This window comes from Chryseobacterium sp. Tr-659, assembly GCF_011752975.1.
GTDB lineage: Bacteria > Bacteroidota > Bacteroidia > Flavobacteriales > Weeksellaceae > Chryseobacterium.
In genome coordinates this window covers 647,559-666,410 of sequence record NZ_VWWP01000002.1, presented here as the reverse complement: position 1 = coordinate 666,410, position 18,852 = coordinate 647,559, and the positions used below count along the sequence as shown (strand labels likewise).

Genomic DNA, 18,852 nt, shown 5'->3' with positions numbered 1-18,852 from the left:
AACAGTTTAATTATCTGGCATTCCAAATTCCTTTTCTACTATTTATTTTCTGTTATTTAATATTCATCATTCTTAACGTAATAAAAAGAAAACGTGTCGTATCTTTGTAAGGCAGTGGAAATTTCTGCTTAAATCTAATTTCTCAATGATAAAAATTAATAATGAACTTCATTATCCGGTAGCAGACACACTTTTTGTTTTTGCATTGGATTCGGAAGCGGGAACAGTGTTTGACGATAAAAATAAATTAATAACAGGGATAGGAAAGGTAAATGCGGCTATAGAACTTACCAAAGAAATTCATACCAGAAAACCTAAACTGATCGTTAATCTAGGTTCTGCAGGAAGTAAAGGATTTCACAAAGGAGAAGTAGTCTGCTGTACAAAATTTATCCAAAGAGATATGGATGTAAGAGGTCTCGGCTTTAAAATGTATGAAACACCACTGTCAGGAGTTCCGCCAGTATTGGAATACGGATTGAAAATGGACCGCTTAAAGGAGGGAATATGCGGAAGTGGCGACAGCTTTGAAATGAACCATTCTGAAACCGATTATAATATTGTTGACATGGAAGCTTATCCGTTAGCATTAATTGCCCAAAAGGAAAATATTCCGTTTCTATGTCTGAAATACATCTCCGATGATGCCGGAAGTGATGCCGCAGACGACTGGAGCGTACAGGTACATCTGGCTTCGGAAGCATTTAAAAAAATACTTTTCTCATAACAAATATTTTTAGTGCATGACATCGATTATCATTAACAAAGCATCTTCCGAAGACCTGGAAACAATACAGAGTTTAGGAATACAGACATTTTCTGAAACCTTTGCAGAAGATAATACCGAAGAGGCCATGAAAAAATATCTGGAAGAAAGTTTCAATACCGAAAAGGTAAAATCCGAACTTCATAATCCTGATTCACTTTTCTATATTGCCTGGGAAGAAGATGACCCCGTAGGCTATCTGAAATTGAATTCTGGCAGTGCCCAGACAGAACTGCAGGAGGAGATGAGTCTTGAAATTGAAAGGATCTATGTAAAAAAAAGCCATCATGGCAAAAAAGTGGGGCAGCTTTTATACAATCAGGCATTGGAAACAGCCCAAATTTTGAATAAATCTTCTCTATGGCTGGGAGTTTGGGAAGAAAATCTAAGGGCTTTAAATTTTTACAAAAAAAATGGTTTCGTTGAATTTGATAAGCATATTTTCAGGCTGGGTGATGAGGAACAGACGGATCTGATGATGAGAAAAATATGGGAATAAATTAAACTCTTTATGAATACCTCAGAATTTTTAAAGCAGATCAATCAGTATTACCCACTTTCTGAGGAAACGATAAATGCTTTGCTGAATATTTGTACGGAAGATAAATATAGCAAGAATGATCTTTTGCTGGAGTCCGGAAGTATGGCAAGGTATTATTATTTTCTTAAATCCGGATTGGTAGGATATTATACTGTGGATGAAAAGGGAGAAAGTATTTATAAAATATTTTTTGAAGAAAACAGCTTTATCGCTTCTACAGCGGCCATTATTAAAAATCAGCCCAGTGACTTTAATATTATTGCTCTTGAAGACTGTTCAGTCATAAAATATCCTGTAAAAGCTTATCGGGAATTACTTGAACAATACCATGACCTGGCTCTTTTCCATATGTATTATCTGGAAAAAAACTGGGTCGTAAAAAAAGAACCGCTGGAAGTTTCCCTGAAGTATGAAACGGCTAAACAGCGTTATTTACTGTTGCTGGAAAATCTATCATTATATAATCGTTTGAAGCAAAACCAGATTGCCTCCTACTTAGGAATTACACCTACGCAGCTTAGCCGTATTAAAAAAGATTTAAGCTGATACATTTGTACAGAGACATTCATGAAAGACATTTTTTAGCTGCAATAAAAAGAAAAAAAAATTAAAATTCTTCAACATTTGTTGAAGAATTTTTCATTTTCCAATCGCAATTTTGTCATGCGATAAGATCATTGAATTTATCATTAAAAACCTTGAATATAGACCGTTTTAAAACAAGACTTTGTAATTTTAAGATAGACTATGATCTATATTCATTAATTAAAATTTTACAGTATGCAGAAGTTAATCAGTATGGTGTTTGTCCTTACAGTATTTGTACAGGTTTCAGCACAAAAAATCATTCATCAGGAAATCTTTAGTCCGAAAATGAATAAAAAGATCAAAACCATTATCATAACTCCTAATCTTCAGCCCAATACCACTTATCCATCAGTTTACATCCTGCATGGATTCAGCGGAAACCCTGACCGGATCATTAAAGAAGATATTCCTGATCTGGTGAAGAAAGCACAGGAGTATAAGGTGATTTATATACTTCCGGACGGAAATTACAGTTCATGGTATGTAGATAGTCCCATTGTTAAAGATTCACAATACCAAACCTTTATCGGAAAAGAGCTGGTTGAATTTATTGATAAAAATTACCCTGTGAAACCAGAGAAGAAATTTCGTGGGATTATGGGATGGAGCATGGGTGGATATGGAGCAACAAATATCGGGGTTACCTATAATAAAACCTTTGGAATTGTGGGAAGCTCTTGCGGTGCTTTAGATTTCAGTTCATTCGGAGAAGGGTATCAGAAATATATGCTCTATAAAGTACTTGGACCGCTGGAATCCTTAAATCCCAATTACTTTACGGACAGTAAAATAAAACAAATGGAAGGAGCGGGGCAGCAATATATTTTTGATTGTGGTACTGAAGATACCCAAATGATCGGCATGAACCGGAATTTTCACAAAAAACTTACAGAAGCAAAAATCCAGCATTTATACACAGAATCTTTAGGCGGGCACACTCCTGAATACTGGAGCAGATCTTTATCCGAACAACTGGTATTATTTGACAGATTCTTTAGGCAATAAAAGCAATAATTTTAGAATAAAAAAGACCTCATTTTGTTTGAGGTCTTTTTCATATACATCCGGTTTATTCCTTTGAAAATATAAATTTTTGCATATTTCCCTGCTTAAATTCCATAGTCTGTTTTTCGGGAAAAAACTGCATTCTTATATCTGCTCCGTCAAATTTGAAAATATGATTTTCATAAGGAGTTAATTCAAATGCATTTTGTCCTTCCGCCAAGGCTTGCCCGTAAAGAGAGCCTTCCTTTTCAAATATTTTAATCTTCATTGGAAAATCGGAGGAAGAATAAGTTCCGTTATAAGTCTGGAGCTGATTAGCTGTAAGATTGGTCTTCTTTAGATTTTCAGTCATCAGTTTCTCATGATAAAGAATTTTTCGGACATCATCAGCCGGAATTTTAGTTATAGGTGTCCAGTTATTTTGCAGTAAAATAAATGTTTTATCATTATCCAGGTGTCGTTCTATAAAAGTGGAGTAACCTGCCCAGCCGCCTGAATGGTTCACAATTTTTCCATATTTTGTTTTATTTTTAACAAGCCATCCGAAGCCGTAATTCGTTTCTTTTCCATTCGTTGTAATAACATCATTAAAGATCAGTTTCTTATCCTTTTCATTCACCAGTTTGTCGGTATATAATGCGCGGTCCCATTTAAGAAGATCTTCAAGTGTGGAGTTCACCATTCCATCACCAACAATTCCATCCAGGTAATATGTGAAATATTCTTTTCCATGGCTGTCTAAAAGAACTTTGTTACCGGAATTATCCAGCTCATATCCTAATGCATAATTGGAAATCGTTTGCGGTTGGTAACGGCTTCTGTATACCAATGTATGCTTCATATCCAGAGGTTTAAAAATATTCTGATTTAAAAATTCTCCAAATGACTTTCTGGAAACCCTTTCAATAATGCTTGCTAAAAAAACATAGCCTGTATTGCTGTATTCGAATTGCTGGTTGGGTTCAAACTCCAGAGAAGGTTTATATTTTGCGAATTCTTTAATGATATCGTCATTGGTTGCGAATTTACTTTTATCCCATTTCTTATCAAAAAGTTCCATATAATCGGGAAGTCCGCTGGTATGATTTAGAAGGTTTCTGACTGTAATCTTATCATAAAAAGCAAGCTCAGGAATATATTTTGAAACTTTGTCATCATAATTAAGCTTTCCTGCTTTCTCCAAAAGAACAATTCCCATCGCTGTAAACTGTTTGGATACCGAAGCCAGTTCAAAGGTACTCTGGGGATCAAGTCTGCGTCCCGTTTTTTCATCTGCAAGGCCATAACTTTTTTCAAAAATAGGCTTTCCTTTTTCGGCAACTAATACATTTCCGTTAAACTTTTTCTGATTGTGCAAAGCTGTAAAAAGGCTGTCCAGCGTTTTAGCCTGATCCTGGGCATAGGTCCCGATGGCAAACAATACTAACGGAAGCACTATCAGTCTTTTTGATGCCCATGTTATTTTTGATTTTGACATAGTAATTAGTTTTAAAATTTTCATTCATATCATATGTCGCTGTTTCTCGGAGTATGTTTCAATACAATAGGTTGGACTTCTGTTAAAGCCTGAACTTCTGTCATATAAAAACAGCCTGATACAAATCGATACCAGGCTGTTTAATAAAAAATTAAATCTAACTAAATTTTAACTTCATTCATCTTCATTTTATACTTTTTAAGCAAAAACAAAGTCACAATTCCTACCACGAGCTCAATCAGTGCGCTCCCCCAATAAATGCTTTTTACCCCGAAATAGTGAGGAAGAATGAGCATGAGAGGAATATAAAGAATAACCTGGCGGAGGAAAACCAGAAAACTGGCTTTTTTACTTTGGTTAACTGCCGGATAATAGGAAAGTGCCAACACGGTAACCGGAAGCAAAGGCAATACAGAAAAAAACAATCTGAAATCAATAATCTGATGATTTTCTGCTGAATATCCGGGTAACATCAGACCAATCAGCTGTTCCGGAAATACCAATGCTACAAGAAAAAATGGAGAAAGTATTGCAACGCCGGCCAGAATATACGTTCTCAGAAACTTTCCGGCTCTGTTGAACTGTCCCGCTCCAAAATTAATTCCTACCACAGGCTGCAGCCCTCTCATCAATCCGAATAAAGGGGTAAGCAGAAACAGGAAAAACCTGTTCAGTACCGTAAAGAATGAAATATCTTTTTCCGTTCCATAAGCTGCAATCGCATTAAAAATAATAATGCTCTGAATAACTCCCATTACGGATAAAATCATTTCCGGAAGGCCTAGTTTTAAAATCCTTTTACCAATAGCTGCATCATAGGAGAAAGATTTCCAATTGGTTTTAAATGAACTTTTTCCTTTAGCATAATAATAAAATCCCAGCAGGGAATAGATCAGCATTCCGCAGTTGGTTGCCCAGGCTGCTCCTGCAACACCCCAGCCGAATACAGAGATAAAAACAGGCTTCAGGATAATATCGATGATTAGTCCTACAGTAATCATGACCGCTGCCGTTTTCATTTTTCCCTCTGCTCTTACCAGCATATTTAAAGCCAGTCCGTAAATCCAGAATATAGTTCCGATGAGTGTAACCCTGAAATATTCTACGGCAATAGTCTGCAAATTTCCCCTGGCCCCCATCATGGCCATTAATTCATGAGCATATATGTAAGCGGGAACAGCACATAATACCGAAAACAAGACACAAAGAACATTAAAGCTCCCGAATAATTGGTACAGTTTATCTTTATTATTTTCCCCGATCCATATACTTACGGCAGCACCGGCACCGGTTCCGGCCAGTCTTCCGAGTCCTAATACGATCTGAGAAAGGGGATAAGCCATTCCCACTGCCGCTAAGGCCTGAGTGTTGATAAGATAGCCAACAAAAATAGCATCCAGAAAGTTATTGATTCCGTAGAGGACAATTGCCGCAACGGCAGGCCATGAAGTTTCCCACATGACCTTTTTCACATCACCTTCTAAGATGAATGTTTTGCGGTCCATGTTTTTTGGGTATTAAACTCCTGGAAAGCAATTCTTTTTTCAGCTTTATAGATTTCTTTCCCGGCAATTGCATTAATAATCAGTGTATTTCTGTAAGCGCCCATTCCAAGATCCGGTGTTACAAAACCGTGAGTATGAAGTTCAGCATTCTGTACAAAAATATTTTGGGCCTGATCTATGGTATAATAACGGCTTACATCAAATAATCCCTCTTCCGTTCTTTGAACCAGGTTTTCAATACCTTTCAGGAATTTAGGTTCTTTGTATTTGTATCCCGTTGCCAGAATGATATAATCTGAAATATGAGTGAAGGCAGCATTGTCCTGTACATGGGTAAAATTCATGGCATATGAATTACCTTCAGGAGTAATGCTATCTAACTGACAGCTTGGCCTTAAAGAAACATTCAAAGGAGTATTTCCTACGCTCATTCCGTATAATGTATCAAAAATATCATTAATCAGATCAAAATTAATTCCTTTGTAAAGTGGCGGCTGTTTGGCCAGGATTGCTTTACGTTGTGAATTGGGCATATTATAAAAATGATCTACATATTCCGGGGAAGTCAGTTCAAGGGTTAATTTTGAATATTCCATAGGGAAAAAACGATCAGGTCTCGTAAACCAGCTTGTAAAAGGTCCGTCTTCAGTTTCCGGAAGAAGATCCTGGAATATTTCTGCGGCACTTTGCCCTGAGCCAATGATTGAAACTGAGCTGGCCTTCAGAATATTCTCTTTGTTGTTAAGATATTCTGAAGTGTGGATTACATTCGGGAAGTTCTTATTTTCCATAAATGCCGGCAGATTAGGTTGTGTTCCCGTACCTAATACAATCTTTTTAGCATGAAACTGAATAACATCATTGTTCTTTAGGTCCAGAACATCAATAATAAAGACCTTTTCCGTTTCGTTAAAAATGATATTTTCTACCTTTTTACCAAATAAGCAGCTCTGCAGCTGATCGGCAGCCCACTGGCAATACAGGTTATATTCTTTTCTTAAAATAAAGAAATCTTCCCGAATGTAAAATTTATACAAACGGTCTGTTTCTTTTAAGAAGTTCAGAAAGCTGTATTTACTTTTCGGATCAGCCATTGTCACAAGATCAGCCATGAAAGGAACCTGTAATGTTGCATTATCCAGCATGAGCCCCGGATGCCAGTCGAAACCGTCTGCCTGATCAAGAAAAAGAGCAGAAATACTTTCTACAGGCTCAAGAAGAGCGGCAAGTCCAAGATTAAAAGGACCGATTCCGATTCCGATGATATCGTATATTTTATTGTTTTTCAATGTGTTATATTTTATAAATTAATGTTAAAAATGTGTCAATTCAAGCCAGATGGAGTGGAAGCCTTGAGTATTTAATTCTCGCAGACTAAGCAGATCCTGCAGATTTGTAAAACTATTGTCTACATAAATATCTGCTCTACTTCCTCAATCTGCGAGAGATAAAAGCTATCTGATTTTACTCCTAGGCTTACTTTAAGCGTTATTTGCCTCCAGTCTGCTTTCCGGACATTTTTCCCAATAGTTTTCGCGGGTACAGAAAGTAAGGTAAGCCGTTTTATGCGGCATTGTGATTACTCCTTCTCTTGTATAGCCGAGTCTGGTAATCAGTCTGTCAGTTGGAACTGCTTCTACGGAAGCTTCACCAATACATTTCCCAACTTCAGGAAGTGAGAAAATATAGTCTAACGCCACCTGGAATGACTGGAAAGAGTACTTTTTATCTTTTTGAGTTTCCGCTACAAAGAAATGGGTTCCATAATCTGAAGGAAGAGAATCGTAATAAGCTCCTACAATATCTCTCATCGGCCAATAAGGTTCGAAACTGAACTGCGGAATTCCGTTCACTTCCCCAATGAAACTGTGCTGCTCATCACTTGGAAGGATGGTTCTGAACCAAAGCTCAAGGTCTCTTTTCGGGCCGTCCATTTTCCAGTAAGGCTTCGCATGTTCCATATTGAACCATTCATGAATCATTTCAAAATCATTGTTGATATCAAAAGGCCTGATACTGATCGTGATATTTTCATCTTCAAAATGACGTGAATATACTGTTTCTGTACTTTCGGGTTTAATAAGCTTGTGGCTGTAGAAATACTTTGTAAGAGGGTTGGCTGTATCAAGGAAAACTGCAGGATATTCAAGTGATTCATCTGCTTCATTGATATTCTGCAAACTTGTGATCAGGTTTCCTTTGGTATACCAGTTTCTTTTATTTACAATATAGTCTACCAATCCAGTTTCATCTTCATTTTCAAGTTCTTTGAAGGCTTTGTAAACAAGATTGATCAGTTTTTTCTCATCAGCCAGTTTATTGCATCCTAAAGCATTCACTACTCCTAAAATATTATTGGTTACCAGATAATATGTGTATTTCGGTGCTAACGATTCTTCATCAATGATAGACTGGCTTTCATCTGCAATTCCAGGAAGGGCAGCGGATACCATTTCTTTTCTGCCTTCTCTGAAAAAGAATCCCTGATTGTCTCTAAAATAGATTTTCGCAGGAAAGCCTTTCTTATCAAGTTCAATCATTACATTCTGCTGGTGAAATTCACAAGCCAGTCCGTACGTATTCAGAATTCTTACAATAGGACGCACACAAAGGTGAAGATATTGTTTGAACCATTCGATAGCAATCTTTTCTACAGGCTGGGACAGTTTTTCAGCAGTGTTGGTAATGATATTCTGAAGTCTTGAAGGCTTTCCAAGAATTTCGTCCTGGCATAAAGCTGCTAAAAGAGTCACATTTTTATTTTTATTCTCTCCCTGAAACGGATTTCTCCTGATACTGATGTTAAACCCATTGATCACTTTTCCGTTAAAAGTTACCGCCATAAAAGCCGGATCTACCATGAAGTCTATCTCAGGAAAATCTTTCTGAAGGTTTTTACCCCAGTCAGTTTTCAAAAGCTGGCTGATATCGTGACCACGGTGAAGTTCAGGATAAAGGTTGATTCTTTCAGAGTTTGTAATTTTCACATGCAGAGAAAATTTGAACATCCATTTATTATCTTCACTGTATACCGTTCTTACCGATGAAGTAGGAGTGAAGTATTCTCCGTAATGCCCTAAAGCAAAAAGAATTCCCTGCTCCTGCATAATTTGCACGTTTTCCTGGCTTAGCAGGTAATCTGCTTCCCATGGATGCATCGGAAGAATATGGTATTCAGGATGATTGTCCCATAGTTTTTTGTGTTCAGGATTTAAAAGCGGGTAGATTTTTTCTCCTAATTCCTTGCTCACGAGTTCTCCGTCTGCATTTTTTTCGATCATATTTTCAGGATTTACCAGAAAATAAAACAGTTGGAATCTTCCCGATGTTTCCGGAGAATATTTCAGCAGGTCTTCACCTGTGAATCCTTGTTTTGACTTTGGAACCGGGTGAAGGATATGTCCTAAAATAAGAGATTGCTCCGCTTCAATAAAAGACAATTCCAGATCATTAATCGGTTTTTTAGTATGTACGGTATGGTATAAATATTCAGCAAGATTCTCAATACTGTTTTTTAGTCTTTCCAAGACGGTAGATGCTTCAATGCCAGGATAAATGCCTTTTGCATATTCTGCAGTAAGGGTCATGAATCCGTAAACATCAAGCTCTGAAACCTCGTCGGTTGCCAATACTCTCATCAGTACCGGGAATCCGAAAAGATGTCTTCCGCTTTCAGAAAAATAAGTAACAGGAACATATACATCGCATCCTATAGAAGAAAAATCTATTCTGATGTGAAGATCTGTTGGTGTTTTCTGTAAATGGGCTGCAATACCTTCATCGTATTTAGGGATTCCAAGATAGCGGCTCCAGTTTGTAAATTCTTTCATGTAGCAGTTGATAAGCGATGTATAGTTTATCTTTTCTGCATATTCCGGGATATTAGTTGACTTCAATGTATTCATTTCCGTATTTTTTTATGGTGTTAAGGATAGATGTAATGTCTTCGATTGTAGTTAAAGGGTTAAGGATTGTAAACTTCAGGTAGAATTGTCCGTTTACTTTGGTGCCGGCTGTAAGGGCATTTCCTTGTTTATAGAGTTGTGATTTGATGTAAGTGTTGATTCTGTTCAGGTCAAATGTTTTAAAAGGGTCGGCCGAATAGCGGAATACCAGCGCTGAAATATCTGAGGTGTTCAACAGTTCGAAATGCGGATCATTTTCTAAAGCTTCTACGGCCTCACGTGCTGTCATGATAATTCTGTCGATATAACTCCCCAGTCCCTTTTTACCAATGATTCTTAGAGTGAACCAGAGTTTCAGTGCATCGAAACGTCTTGTGGTTTGTATGGATTTATTAACCTGGTTCGGAATTTCATCTTCATCATGATCTTTAGGATTTAAATAATCTGCATAATGTGTGATAAGTCTGAAGTAGTTTTTATCTTTCACCAGAAATCCGCTGCTGCTTACCGGCTGGAAAAAGGCTTTGTGATAATCTACGGTTACAGAATCAGCCTCTTCAATGCCATTAATCAGATAACGGTATTTTTCCGTTAAAAGCAATGCACATCCATAAGCGGCATCCACATGGAACCAAAGGTTATATTTCTTAGCAATTCCTGAAATATTGATCAGCGGATCTACATTTCCAAAATCTGTGGTTCCTGCAGTGGCTACAACAGCAATCGGAATATTTCCGTTTTCAATTTCCTTTCTTACAGCATCTTCCAGTAATACACTGTTCATTCTGAAAGATCTGTCCGTTTTGATCTTGATTACTGCCTGCTCGCCAAGTCCCAGCATAGATGCACTTTTCTGGATACTGAAGTGCGCTGCTTCTGAAACAAAGATCCTGAAACGGTGTGCTTCTTTGGGTAATCCGTCTTTCTTAATGTTATGGTTCAAAAATTTAATCGAAAAATGATCTCTGGCTAAAAGCATTCCCATCAGATTGCTTTGAGAACCTCCGCTGGTAAAGATCCCGTCTGATGACTGATCAAATCCTATTTCCCTGCAGGTCCATTCAATAAGCTTTTGTTCCATTAAAGTACCACCCGCACTCTGATCCCAGGTATCCAGGGAAGAATTGATAGAACTTATCATAGCTTCTGCTGCAACGGCTGGTATTACAACCGGACAATTGAGGTGGGCTACATATCTGGGATGATGGAAAGCGATAGCATGTTGGGTATACAGATCGTTTACTTCTTCAAAAAGTTCTTCATAGCTTATAGGAGGAGCATTAAGATCTATGGATTCAAACTGTTTTCTCAGGTCTTTAGGGGAAATTCCGCTGAAAGGCTGATGGGTGTCCTCTAAAAACGCAATGACACTCTGCTGCGTTCTGTACATTGCATTCTGATATTCGTGAATGTTTATATCACAGAATAAATTCTCCAGATTTGGGAAAAAAGTCTCCTTTTCCGCGACAATCTGCCCGGTAATAGCTGTGTTCATATATATGTTGAGTTTGTGTTCTTTTTACTTTCCGATAAGTAAATTCTGGATTAAAGATTAATGGAAAATGTCTCTGCTAATCTTACAATTAATAGGTAATCGTGTAGCCTACAGAAAATGTTGTTCCGCGACCCTGATAAGCAAATGCTTTCTGAGGTGCTCCATAGAAAAATACGGAACGCTGTCCCCAGATCGTTGTATATTGCTTATTAAAAATATTCTGAACGCCGAAATTGATGGTTCCTTTGTTTAATTTTATGTCTCCTACAAAATCGAATAGGGTATAGCCCGTAATTTTCATATCTGCCAGATCCGTATAATTCATAGAATTCTGCATTTGCAGTCTCAGTGAAAATTTCTTAGCATTCCAGCCCGTGAAAACCATAAATTTGGATGGGTTTGTGGTATACACCGACTGATTCTGCCAGCCTTTATCTACAGTTTCCGTTTCAGACTGCATTAATAATACATTTCCACCCAATTCAAGTCCTTGTGCAAAACGATAGCCCAAAGCCCCTTCAAAACCATAGTTTCTAAGTTTCTGGTCAAGTAATGAAACGGTAAAAGCTGCATTGTCAATTTTTAAGGTTTTGCTGGAAAGTGCATAGAAAAATGATCCCTGTGCATACAATCCTGCCGAGCCTTTATTATGTCTGAATCCAAGTTCTATCTGATCTGTTTTGATTCCGCTTAACGGTTGTTCTGCGATGTTCATGCTGTTTAAAAGATTCCAGCGGTTATTGGCCAATGAATACTTTCCGAAACCATAAGATTTCGCTGCATCAGGAACTGCAAACCCTTGTGAGAAGCTGAACCACGTCTGCCATACCGGAGTTACTTTGTACAATAAACTTGCATTCAGCAGGGTTACTTCATAATTGTTTTTCCCTCCTTTAACGGCATCCGCAGAATTTCCATATCCGAAATGCATATAAACCTGCTCTTTAAATCCTACGAAATCATCCAGCTTTACATTGATAAACTGTTGTCTTACACCTCCGGAAAGAGTAAGTTGTTTCGTAATGTTCCAGTCTGCCTGAATGAAGCCGGCAAGTGTAAATATTTTAGTATCAGGATATCTTCCTACAAAAGCATCTGTTTTATTGACAAGCCCTCCGGATTCACTGCTTATTTTAGGATTAAAAATAGCCTGATCTCCTTTGAAATTTTCAAAATCTATGTCTGCTCCATAAGTGAAATTAAATGCATTCCATTGTTTTGACATCACCGCTTTGGCACCATAAACATCTGTATTTCCTCTTCCTGAAGATAAGAAAACTGGAAGGGTAACACCTGCCGGCGGTTTTGGAATTTCAGCAAAAGAAGCTCCGAAATCTACTTCTTCACGTCTTCCGTAAGCCTGAAGGAGTAAATTATGACCTCCTAAAATATTCCGAAGATTATACTGAACATTCGCCATGAAACGTTCCGTGCGGGGAACTACATCTGAATCTGCACCTCCCAGAACATTGATCAGGTCGGGGTTCTTTGTGGTAAATCCAGTAAATCCAGGTCCAAAAGAAAGCCATTTTTTATTTCTGACTTTTGAGTTATAGTACTGAAGGTCTACATTTAAATCCTGGTTAGGAGCAAGCTTAACACTTACACCTCCTAAAAGGTCTATGGATCTGTTATATTGAAAATCCGCTTGTTTTACATCCGTGATGATCTGATCTCCATGAGCATCAAAAGCACCCTCATTTTGAGTGAAAGCAGCTCCTAATCGGAACTTTACTTTATCATTACCTCCTTCAATGGACTGTGCAATTCTTTTATCAAGATCATCTTTATGAAATCCTGTTTTAAGGCCTACGGATGTTTCAAATGCCAGTTTGTTTGATGTGGGTCTTTTGGTGATGATATTGATAATTCCTCCTGTTGAATCTCCACCGTAGATGGCAGAAGCACCGGATAACACCTCAATTCTTTCGATATTAAAAGGATCAATAGCATCAAATTGTCTGCTTGCGGCCCTTGTACTGTTCAGCGAAACACCATTAAGCATTACCAGAACATTTCTGCCTCTCATATTTTGAGCATAATTGGTTCTTCCCTGATTTCCGAAATCAAATCCGGGAATCATATTTCCCAATACTTCTTTCAATCCGGCTCCCCCTCTTATTTGTGTCTGAAGTTCTTTTTCTCCAATGATCCATACCGTTCCCGGAATATCACTTATCTGTTTTGGAGAACGTGAAGATACCAGTACCACTTCATTGATATCTTTTGTGGTAATACTGTCCTGCTTGCTTTGCGCAGAAGTATGTGCAGAAAAGGCAGCCAATAGGATGGCTGAAAGTACATATTGTCGTTTCATTTATTTAGAACAATTAAAAATAATGGAGTAAATATAGAATATAATTGGGGAAAAAATCAAAATGATTTTTGTCACATATTTCAAATGAATGTGAATCGGGAGGAAATTACTCCCTGAATAAGGAAGTCTTTTCGGGGTTGTTTTGGCTTTAAAACCCATTTTGTTCCAGTCTCAAAATGAGACAAAAAAGAGCAGATATTTTTTTAGAATTAACAAAAATATAATATAAAAAAATGATTAAAAGGCAGGAAAATCATCAAAATACCCTGATTAAAAATCCCCAAAATGAGAACCTAGCCAGGCAATTTTGCGTTTTTTGCAAAAATTTCTACACTTTTTTCCATTTCATTGGAATTTAAATCTCCGAATCCCAAACGCATGGCAGTTAGCCCCTTATTTTGATAAAGCAGTGTTTTGGGAATGAAAAGGTTATCCTTGGCACAGTTACGGCTGAACTGCATCAGATTCAACGGAATATTCCATTCCAGCCAGACAGCCAGACCTCCGGAAGGGTTTTGAAAAGTAATAAGATCATCCAGACTTTCTGTAAGCAAATAAGTGAAATAATCTCTTCTTTCCTGGTAGACTTTCAACGATTTTTTAAGATATCGGTTTATTTCTCCTTCTTCAATCATTTCTCCGAGTGCTCTTTCCATAAGAATATCTCCCTGGCGGTCAATAATTCCCAGATACTTCCGCATTTCTGTCATCAGGTTTTCCGGTGCTACAATAAATCCGGTACGAAAACCCGGAGCCAATGATTTCCCGAAAGAACCAATATAGATTACCATTCCATGAGTATCTGCACTTGCGAGGGGAAGAATAGGACTTTTATCATAGTGGAATTCATAATCATAATCATCTTCCAGAATGATAAATCCGTATTCATGGGCCAGTTCCAGGAGTTCAAGCCTTCTCTGTGCACTCAATGCAACTGTGGTTGGGTAATGATGGTGAGGAGTGAGATAAAGCATACGGATTTTCTGTTTTTTACAGGCTTCGCGTACACTTTCTACAATAATTCCATCTTCATCTATAGGAATGGAAACAATATTGACTCCGGCTTTCATAAAGATCATGTTGACGGAAAAATAACTTAAAGATCCTACTAATACAGTATCTCCAGCTGAAAGTAAAATTTCGGAAACTATATAAATACTCATTTCCGTACTTCTGGTGATCAGAAGATTATTTTTTGAAATAGGTAAGCCGCGGGACAAATTAAGATATTGTGACAAATGTTCTTTAAAAAATTCACTTCCGTCCTGATTATAATGTCCCAATGCTTTCTGATTGGATTTACGTTTAAGAATAGAGCTATAGAACCGGGAATGCTGGCCAATCTGAGTAAGACGGATATCGGGAACGCCATCATTAAAAACATACTCGCAATTTGAATGTTCAAAAGGATTATCCAGAATATTGGATGTTTTGAAAGAAAATCCGGTTGTTTTCGGATAGTTTTGAAGGTTATTCCGTTCAAAATGGTTTACTTGTAAAGGCTTCTCCTGATCTTTTCCAATGACGAAAGTTCCTTTATTTGGAAAACTCTCCGTCCAGCCCTGTGCTGAAAGCTCATCATAAACGGCTACAGCAGTATTTCTGTGGATTTCCAGCATCTCACTGAAAGTTCTGGTACCGGGAAGTTTGGTTCCAAAAGGTAAAAATCCTCTTTGAATGGCATTAATCAACTGATTTGCGATCTGTAAATAGATAGAAGTCTCTGATTTTCTATCTATTTTTATAAAACTATCGTAGGGAATCTTAACCGGACTATCCATAATATCAAAACTGGCACCATGTAACCATCCGGCAATATACTACTTTTGACATCAAAATAAAAATCTATGGAATTTCATCATCTGTTACAAAAAATTGTGCAGGAAGGAAGTACCCATGCCAAATGGCTGAATACTCTTTCTTTTATGGAAAACGCCGGTGCAAGAAAGATTTCAAAGTGTGAGCATCCGGTACTCGTTTCCCAGATTCAACTGAAACATGCTGCTGAAGAGCACCGTCATGCCTATTATCTTAAAAAACAGATCGGGAAAATAGATCCTGAATTATGCAAGACTTATGAAAATCCGGAACTTCTGGCTCCAGTGGCTACCCGCCAGTATCTTCATGCACTGGATATCAAAGCCTGCCGTTACCTGCAGGAAGCTTTCAATCTAAATAAAGAAGACCTGAAATATGCAGCTTATCTTTTTGTAACCTATGCAATTGAGGTACGTGCTGATGCACTATATCCTGTTTACCAACAAGTGCTTACCGAAACATCATCCAGAATCATGGTGAAATCTATTATTCTTGAAGAGGAAGGACATCTTGAAGAAATGATTAATCAGTTGAATGAGTTTTCCGCTGATTGGAAACAGCATGCAGAACATGTCCTTACCATTGAAAAAGAACTCCATGAAGCGTGGATCAATGCTGTAACGGAAGATGTAGCCCAGCTTAACTATGCTTAATTTTCAACGTTTCCAGGAAGCACTTGATAAAAGAAAAGAGGAAGGAACACTAAGAACATTAAAGCTGCGTGGCGAAGGAATTGATTTTTATTCCAATGATTATTTGGGGTTTGCAAAAAATGAAAAGTTTCAAAACATTCTACTGGAAAAGGTGACTCAAAATCCGGAATTACTTTCAGGGAGTACGGGCTCAAGGCTGATCAGTGGTAATACCTGTCTCGCCACAGAGACTGAACGTTTTATTGCTCAAAAGCATCAGTTCCCGGCAGCATTGCTTTTCCCATCCGGATACAATGCAAATCTGGCTTTGTTTTCAACGCTTCCCAGCCGTCATGATATCATTATTGTAGATGAACAGATTCATCGTTCCGTACATGATGCCTGTAAATTGTCGAATGCAAAGAAGTTAAAATTTAAACACAACGATGCTGAAGATCTTGAAAATATTTTAAAAAGACAAGAAGGACACTGTTACATCGCAATAGAAAGCCTTTATTCAATGGAAGGAGATTTTGCACCCGTTCAGGAAATTGCAGCGGTTGCGCAAAAGTATAATGCTTCATTGATTGTTGATGAAGCTCATGCTTTCGGGGTTTTCGGATATGGATTGATTGGGAAGTATGATTTGCAGGATAGAGTGGCCGCTGTGGTAGTTACTTACGGTAAAGCTTTGGGAGCGCATGGTGCAGCTATATTGTGTAATGAAACGATGAAATCTTACCTCGTCAATTTTGCAACACCTTTCATTTATACAACTTCTGCACAGGATATTCAATGGCTGAGCATAAAAACAGGATATGAGTTTTTAGAATGCAGCCCTGAATCAGCAGAAAAGCTTCAGGAAAATATTAAAATATTCAGAAGCCGGAATCTGTGGTCTCCTTCATCAGAAATAAGTCCTATTCAGGCCATTGTCATTCCGGATAATCAAAAGTTGAAAGCTTTACAGGATGCTTTAGATGAATATGGATTTTTAACCTATGCAATATACAGCCCAACCGTACAGGCCGGAAGTGAGAGACTGCGGATATGCCTTCACAGTTTTAATACAGAAGAGGAAATTTCAAACCTTACCGGGATTATTAAAGAATTTATTTAAATCAAATCAAGACAGCTTCTCTGGAATTTAAAATGTAAACACTTTCAAAACGCGAAAAACGAACCTCATATCTCATGAAATTATTTATAACAGGAATAGGAACCGAAATAGGAAAAACAGTCTGCTCAGCTGTACTTGTTCAGTATTTTAAAACAGAATATTGGAAACCGGTACAATCCGGCGATCTGCATTATACAGACAGCCATAAAATTGCAGCATGGACTGACGGCACAATTTGCCACCCTGAAACCTATCGTTTACGATTAGCCGCATCACCCCATCAGTCAGCACGGGAGGAAAATAAAAAGATCAATCTCAATGATTTTCATTTGCCGGAAACGGAAAATTCTATGATCGTAGAAGGAGCCGGAGGTCTTATGGTTCCGATGTCAGACGATGTTTTTATGATCGATCTGATACAAAGATTGAATCTTCCTGCGGGGCTTGTGGTCAGGAACTATCTGGGGTGTATTAACCATACTTTACTCTCGGTGATGGCATTACAACAAAGAGAAATTAAACTGGAGTACCTGATTCTTAATGGTGAATTTCCAGCTGATACAGAGCGGGTAATTCTCAATTTTATAGGAAAAGAAACAAAAATTATCAAAATTCCGGAGATTGCAAGTCCGGATAAAGAACATATTAAAGCAGCAACAAAACAAGTAACAATAACAAAATTATGATAATGGATCAAAAAACAACAATCAGAAATAACTGGACCAAAGAGGAAATTGAAGAAATTTATCATTTACCTCTCATGGAACTTATCTATAAAGCGGCTACTGTGCATCGTGAATGGCATGATCCTTCCGAAGTTCAGATTTCTACTTTATTATCCATCAAAACCGGCGGCTGTCCGGAAGACTGTTCATATTGCGGACAGGCTGCACGATATCATACCAATATCAAAGTACAGGCTTTACTTCCTACGGAAACTGTAATTGCCCATGCTCAAAAGGCAAAAGATTCCGGATCTTCAAGATTCTGTATGGCTGCAGCATGGCGCGAGGTACGAAATAACCGTGATTTTGACAGAGTTATTGATATGGTAAAAGGGGTGAATGAACTTGGGCTTGAAGTCTGCTGTACTCTGGGAATGCTTACTGAAGAGCAGGCTCTAAGGCTTCAGGAAGCAGGATTATACGCTTACAACCATAATCTTGACACTTCTGAGCAGTATTATGAGGAAATTATTTCCACCAGAACATTTGATAACAGAATTAATACGATCAATAACGTCCGAAAAGCGGGAATTACAGTCTGTTCCGGAGGAATCATTGGGCTTGGGGAAACACATAGAGACAGAATCTCAATGCTGTTGACATTGGCAACAATGCCTAAACATCCGGAATCTGTACCTATCAATGCACTGGCGAGGGTAGAAGGAACTCCATTGGAAAATAATGAGAAAGTAGATACCTGGGAGATGGTAAGAATGATTGCGACAGCAAGAATTGTGATGCCTTCTTCTATGGTAAGATTAAGTGCAGGACGTATTGAAATGACAGAAACAGAACAGGCATGGTGTTTTATGGCCGGAGCCAACTCTATTTTTACAGGGGAAAGGGAAACGTTGCTGGTAACTCCTAATCCGGGAGTTTCCGAAGATATGCAAATGCTGCAGAACCTTGGGTTAAAACCAATGATGAAAAAGGAAACCTGCTGTTAAACAATTTTGAA

Annotated in this window: 15 protein-coding genes; 8 read left to right on the top strand and 7 right to left on the bottom strand. The window is 37.9% G+C overall.

The annotated features are described in order from the left end of the window. Positions 1–145 precede the first annotated feature (145 nt). From F3J23_RS07175 to F3J23_RS07160, 4 genes are all read left to right on the top strand, one after another. Entirely contained in the window at positions 146–727 is a 582-nt protein-coding gene (locus F3J23_RS07175) for a 5'-methylthioadenosine/S-adenosylhomocysteine nucleosidase (protein WP_167026278.1), read from the top strand. Positions 728–743: 16 nt separating this feature from the next. Further along, positions 744–1,265: a GNAT family N-acetyltransferase gene (locus tag F3J23_RS07170; protein WP_167026275.1), complete on the top strand. Its 522-nt coding sequence runs from the start codon at positions 744–746 to the stop codon at positions 1,263–1,265. Positions 1,266–1,277: 12 nt separating this feature from the next. Next, entirely contained in the window at positions 1,278–1,853 is a 576-nt protein-coding gene (locus F3J23_RS07165) for a Crp/Fnr family transcriptional regulator (RefSeq protein ID WP_167026272.1), read from the top strand. Positions 1,854–2,087: 234 nt separating this feature from the next. Continuing rightward, a complete protein-coding gene (locus tag F3J23_RS07160) occupies positions 2,088–2,900 on the top strand; it encodes an alpha/beta hydrolase (RefSeq protein ID WP_167026269.1) in 813 nt (270 codons plus the stop codon). Between the two features lie 64 nt (positions 2,901–2,964). On the opposite strand, the gene F3J23_RS07155 is transcribed toward F3J23_RS07160, so the two are convergent. From F3J23_RS07155 to F3J23_RS07125, 7 genes are all read right to left on the bottom strand, one after another. Continuing rightward, positions 2,965–4,377 (bottom strand): serine hydrolase domain-containing protein, encoded by a 1,413-nt coding sequence (locus F3J23_RS07155; RefSeq protein ID WP_167026266.1) that lies wholly within the window; start codon positions 4,375–4,377, stop codon positions 2,965–2,967. Between the two features lie 161 nt (positions 4,378–4,538). Next, positions 4,539–5,882, bottom strand: a complete 1,344-nt coding sequence (locus tag F3J23_RS07150; protein WP_167026263.1) for an MATE family efflux transporter — start codon at positions 5,880–5,882, stop codon at positions 4,539–4,541. Next, a complete protein-coding gene (locus F3J23_RS07145; RefSeq protein ID WP_167026260.1) occupies positions 5,858–7,171 on the bottom strand; it encodes a lysine N(6)-hydroxylase/L-ornithine N(5)-oxygenase family protein in 1,314 nt (437 codons plus the stop codon). The genes F3J23_RS07150 and F3J23_RS07145 overlap by 25 nt, the downstream gene beginning before the upstream one ends. A gap of 192 nt (positions 7,172–7,363) precedes the next feature. Beyond that, the gene (locus tag F3J23_RS07140) at positions 7,364–9,787 is read right to left on the bottom strand and encodes a GNAT family N-acetyltransferase (RefSeq protein WP_167026257.1); all 2,424 of its coding nucleotides are present in this window, start codon (positions 9,785–9,787) and stop codon (positions 7,364–7,366) included. Further along, a complete protein-coding gene (locus tag F3J23_RS07135; RefSeq protein WP_167026254.1) occupies positions 9,765–11,282 on the bottom strand; it encodes a pyridoxal phosphate-dependent decarboxylase family protein in 1,518 nt (505 codons plus the stop codon). The genes F3J23_RS07140 and F3J23_RS07135 overlap by 23 nt, the downstream gene beginning before the upstream one ends. 88 nt (positions 11,283–11,370) lie before the next feature. Beyond that, positions 11,371–13,599, bottom strand: a complete 2,229-nt coding sequence (locus tag F3J23_RS07130; protein WP_167026251.1) for a TonB-dependent receptor — start codon at positions 13,597–13,599, stop codon at positions 11,371–11,373. Positions 13,600–13,892: 293 nt separating this feature from the next. Further along, complete coding sequence (locus F3J23_RS07125; protein ID WP_167026247.1) at positions 13,893–15,380, bottom strand: PLP-dependent aminotransferase family protein; 1,488 nt, start codon at positions 15,378–15,380, stop codon at positions 13,893–13,895. Between the two features lie 66 nt (positions 15,381–15,446). On the opposite strand from F3J23_RS07125, the gene F3J23_RS07120 reads away from it, so the two are divergent. From F3J23_RS07120 to bioB, 4 genes are all read left to right on the top strand, one after another. Then, complete coding sequence (locus F3J23_RS07120) at positions 15,447–16,070, top strand: hypothetical protein (protein ID WP_167026244.1); 624 nt, start codon at positions 15,447–15,449, stop codon at positions 16,068–16,070. Continuing rightward, complete coding sequence (locus tag F3J23_RS07115; RefSeq protein WP_167026241.1) at positions 16,063–17,169, top strand: aminotransferase class I/II-fold pyridoxal phosphate-dependent enzyme; 1,107 nt, start codon at positions 16,063–16,065, stop codon at positions 17,167–17,169. Before F3J23_RS07120 ends, F3J23_RS07115 begins: the two co-directional genes overlap by 8 nt. Before the next feature lie 74 nt (positions 17,170–17,243). Beyond that, on the top strand, positions 17,244–17,855 hold the full coding sequence (bioD, locus tag F3J23_RS07110; RefSeq protein WP_167026238.1) for a dethiobiotin synthase: 612 nt from the start codon (positions 17,244–17,246) through the stop codon (positions 17,853–17,855). A gap of 2 nt (positions 17,856–17,857) precedes the next feature. After that, positions 17,858–18,841 (top strand): biotin synthase BioB, encoded by a 984-nt coding sequence (bioB, locus tag F3J23_RS07105; protein ID WP_167026235.1) that lies wholly within the window; start codon positions 17,858–17,860, stop codon positions 18,839–18,841. Positions 18,842–18,852 lie beyond the last annotated feature (11 nt).

What these genes read in the sequence shown, in the direction of transcription:
- F3J23_RS07130 (WP_167026251.1), bottom strand. Translation starts at nt 13,599, where the DNA reads ATGAAACGACAATATGTACTTTCAGCCATCCTATTGGCTGCCTTTTCT.
- F3J23_RS07115 (WP_167026241.1), top strand. Translation starts at nt 16,063, where the DNA reads ATGCTTAATTTTCAACGTTTCCAGGAAGCACTTGATAAAAGAAAAGAG.
- F3J23_RS07135 (WP_167026254.1), bottom strand. Translation starts at nt 11,282, where the DNA reads ATGAACACAGCTATTACCGGGCAGATTGTCGCGGAAAAGGAGACTTTT.
- F3J23_RS07150 (WP_167026263.1), bottom strand. Translation starts at nt 5,882, where the DNA reads ATGGACCGCAAAACATTCATCTTAGAAGGTGATGTGAAAAAGGTCATG.
- F3J23_RS07155 (WP_167026266.1), bottom strand. Translation starts at nt 4,377, where the DNA reads ATGTCAAAATCAAAAATAACATGGGCATCAAAAAGACTGATAGTGCTT.
- F3J23_RS07165 (WP_167026272.1), top strand. Translation starts at nt 1,278, where the DNA reads ATGAATACCTCAGAATTTTTAAAGCAGATCAATCAGTATTACCCACTT.
- F3J23_RS07140 (WP_167026257.1), bottom strand. Translation starts at nt 9,787, where the DNA reads ATGAATACATTGAAGTCAACTAATATCCCGGAATATGCAGAAAAGATA.
- bioB (WP_167026235.1), top strand. Translation starts at nt 17,858, where the DNA reads ATGGATCAAAAAACAACAATCAGAAATAACTGGACCAAAGAGGAAATT.
- F3J23_RS07125 (WP_167026247.1), bottom strand. Translation starts at nt 15,380, where the DNA reads ATGGATAGTCCGGTTAAGATTCCCTACGATAGTTTTATAAAAATAGAT.
- F3J23_RS07170 (WP_167026275.1), top strand. Translation starts at nt 744, where the DNA reads ATGACATCGATTATCATTAACAAAGCATCTTCCGAAGACCTGGAAACA.
- F3J23_RS07120 (WP_167026244.1), top strand. Translation starts at nt 15,447, where the DNA reads ATGGAATTTCATCATCTGTTACAAAAAATTGTGCAGGAAGGAAGTACC.
- F3J23_RS07175 (WP_167026278.1), top strand. Translation starts at nt 146, where the DNA reads ATGATAAAAATTAATAATGAACTTCATTATCCGGTAGCAGACACACTT.
- F3J23_RS07160 (WP_167026269.1), top strand. Translation starts at nt 2,088, where the DNA reads ATGCAGAAGTTAATCAGTATGGTGTTTGTCCTTACAGTATTTGTACAG.
- bioD (WP_167026238.1), top strand. Translation starts at nt 17,244, where the DNA reads ATGAAATTATTTATAACAGGAATAGGAACCGAAATAGGAAAAACAGTC.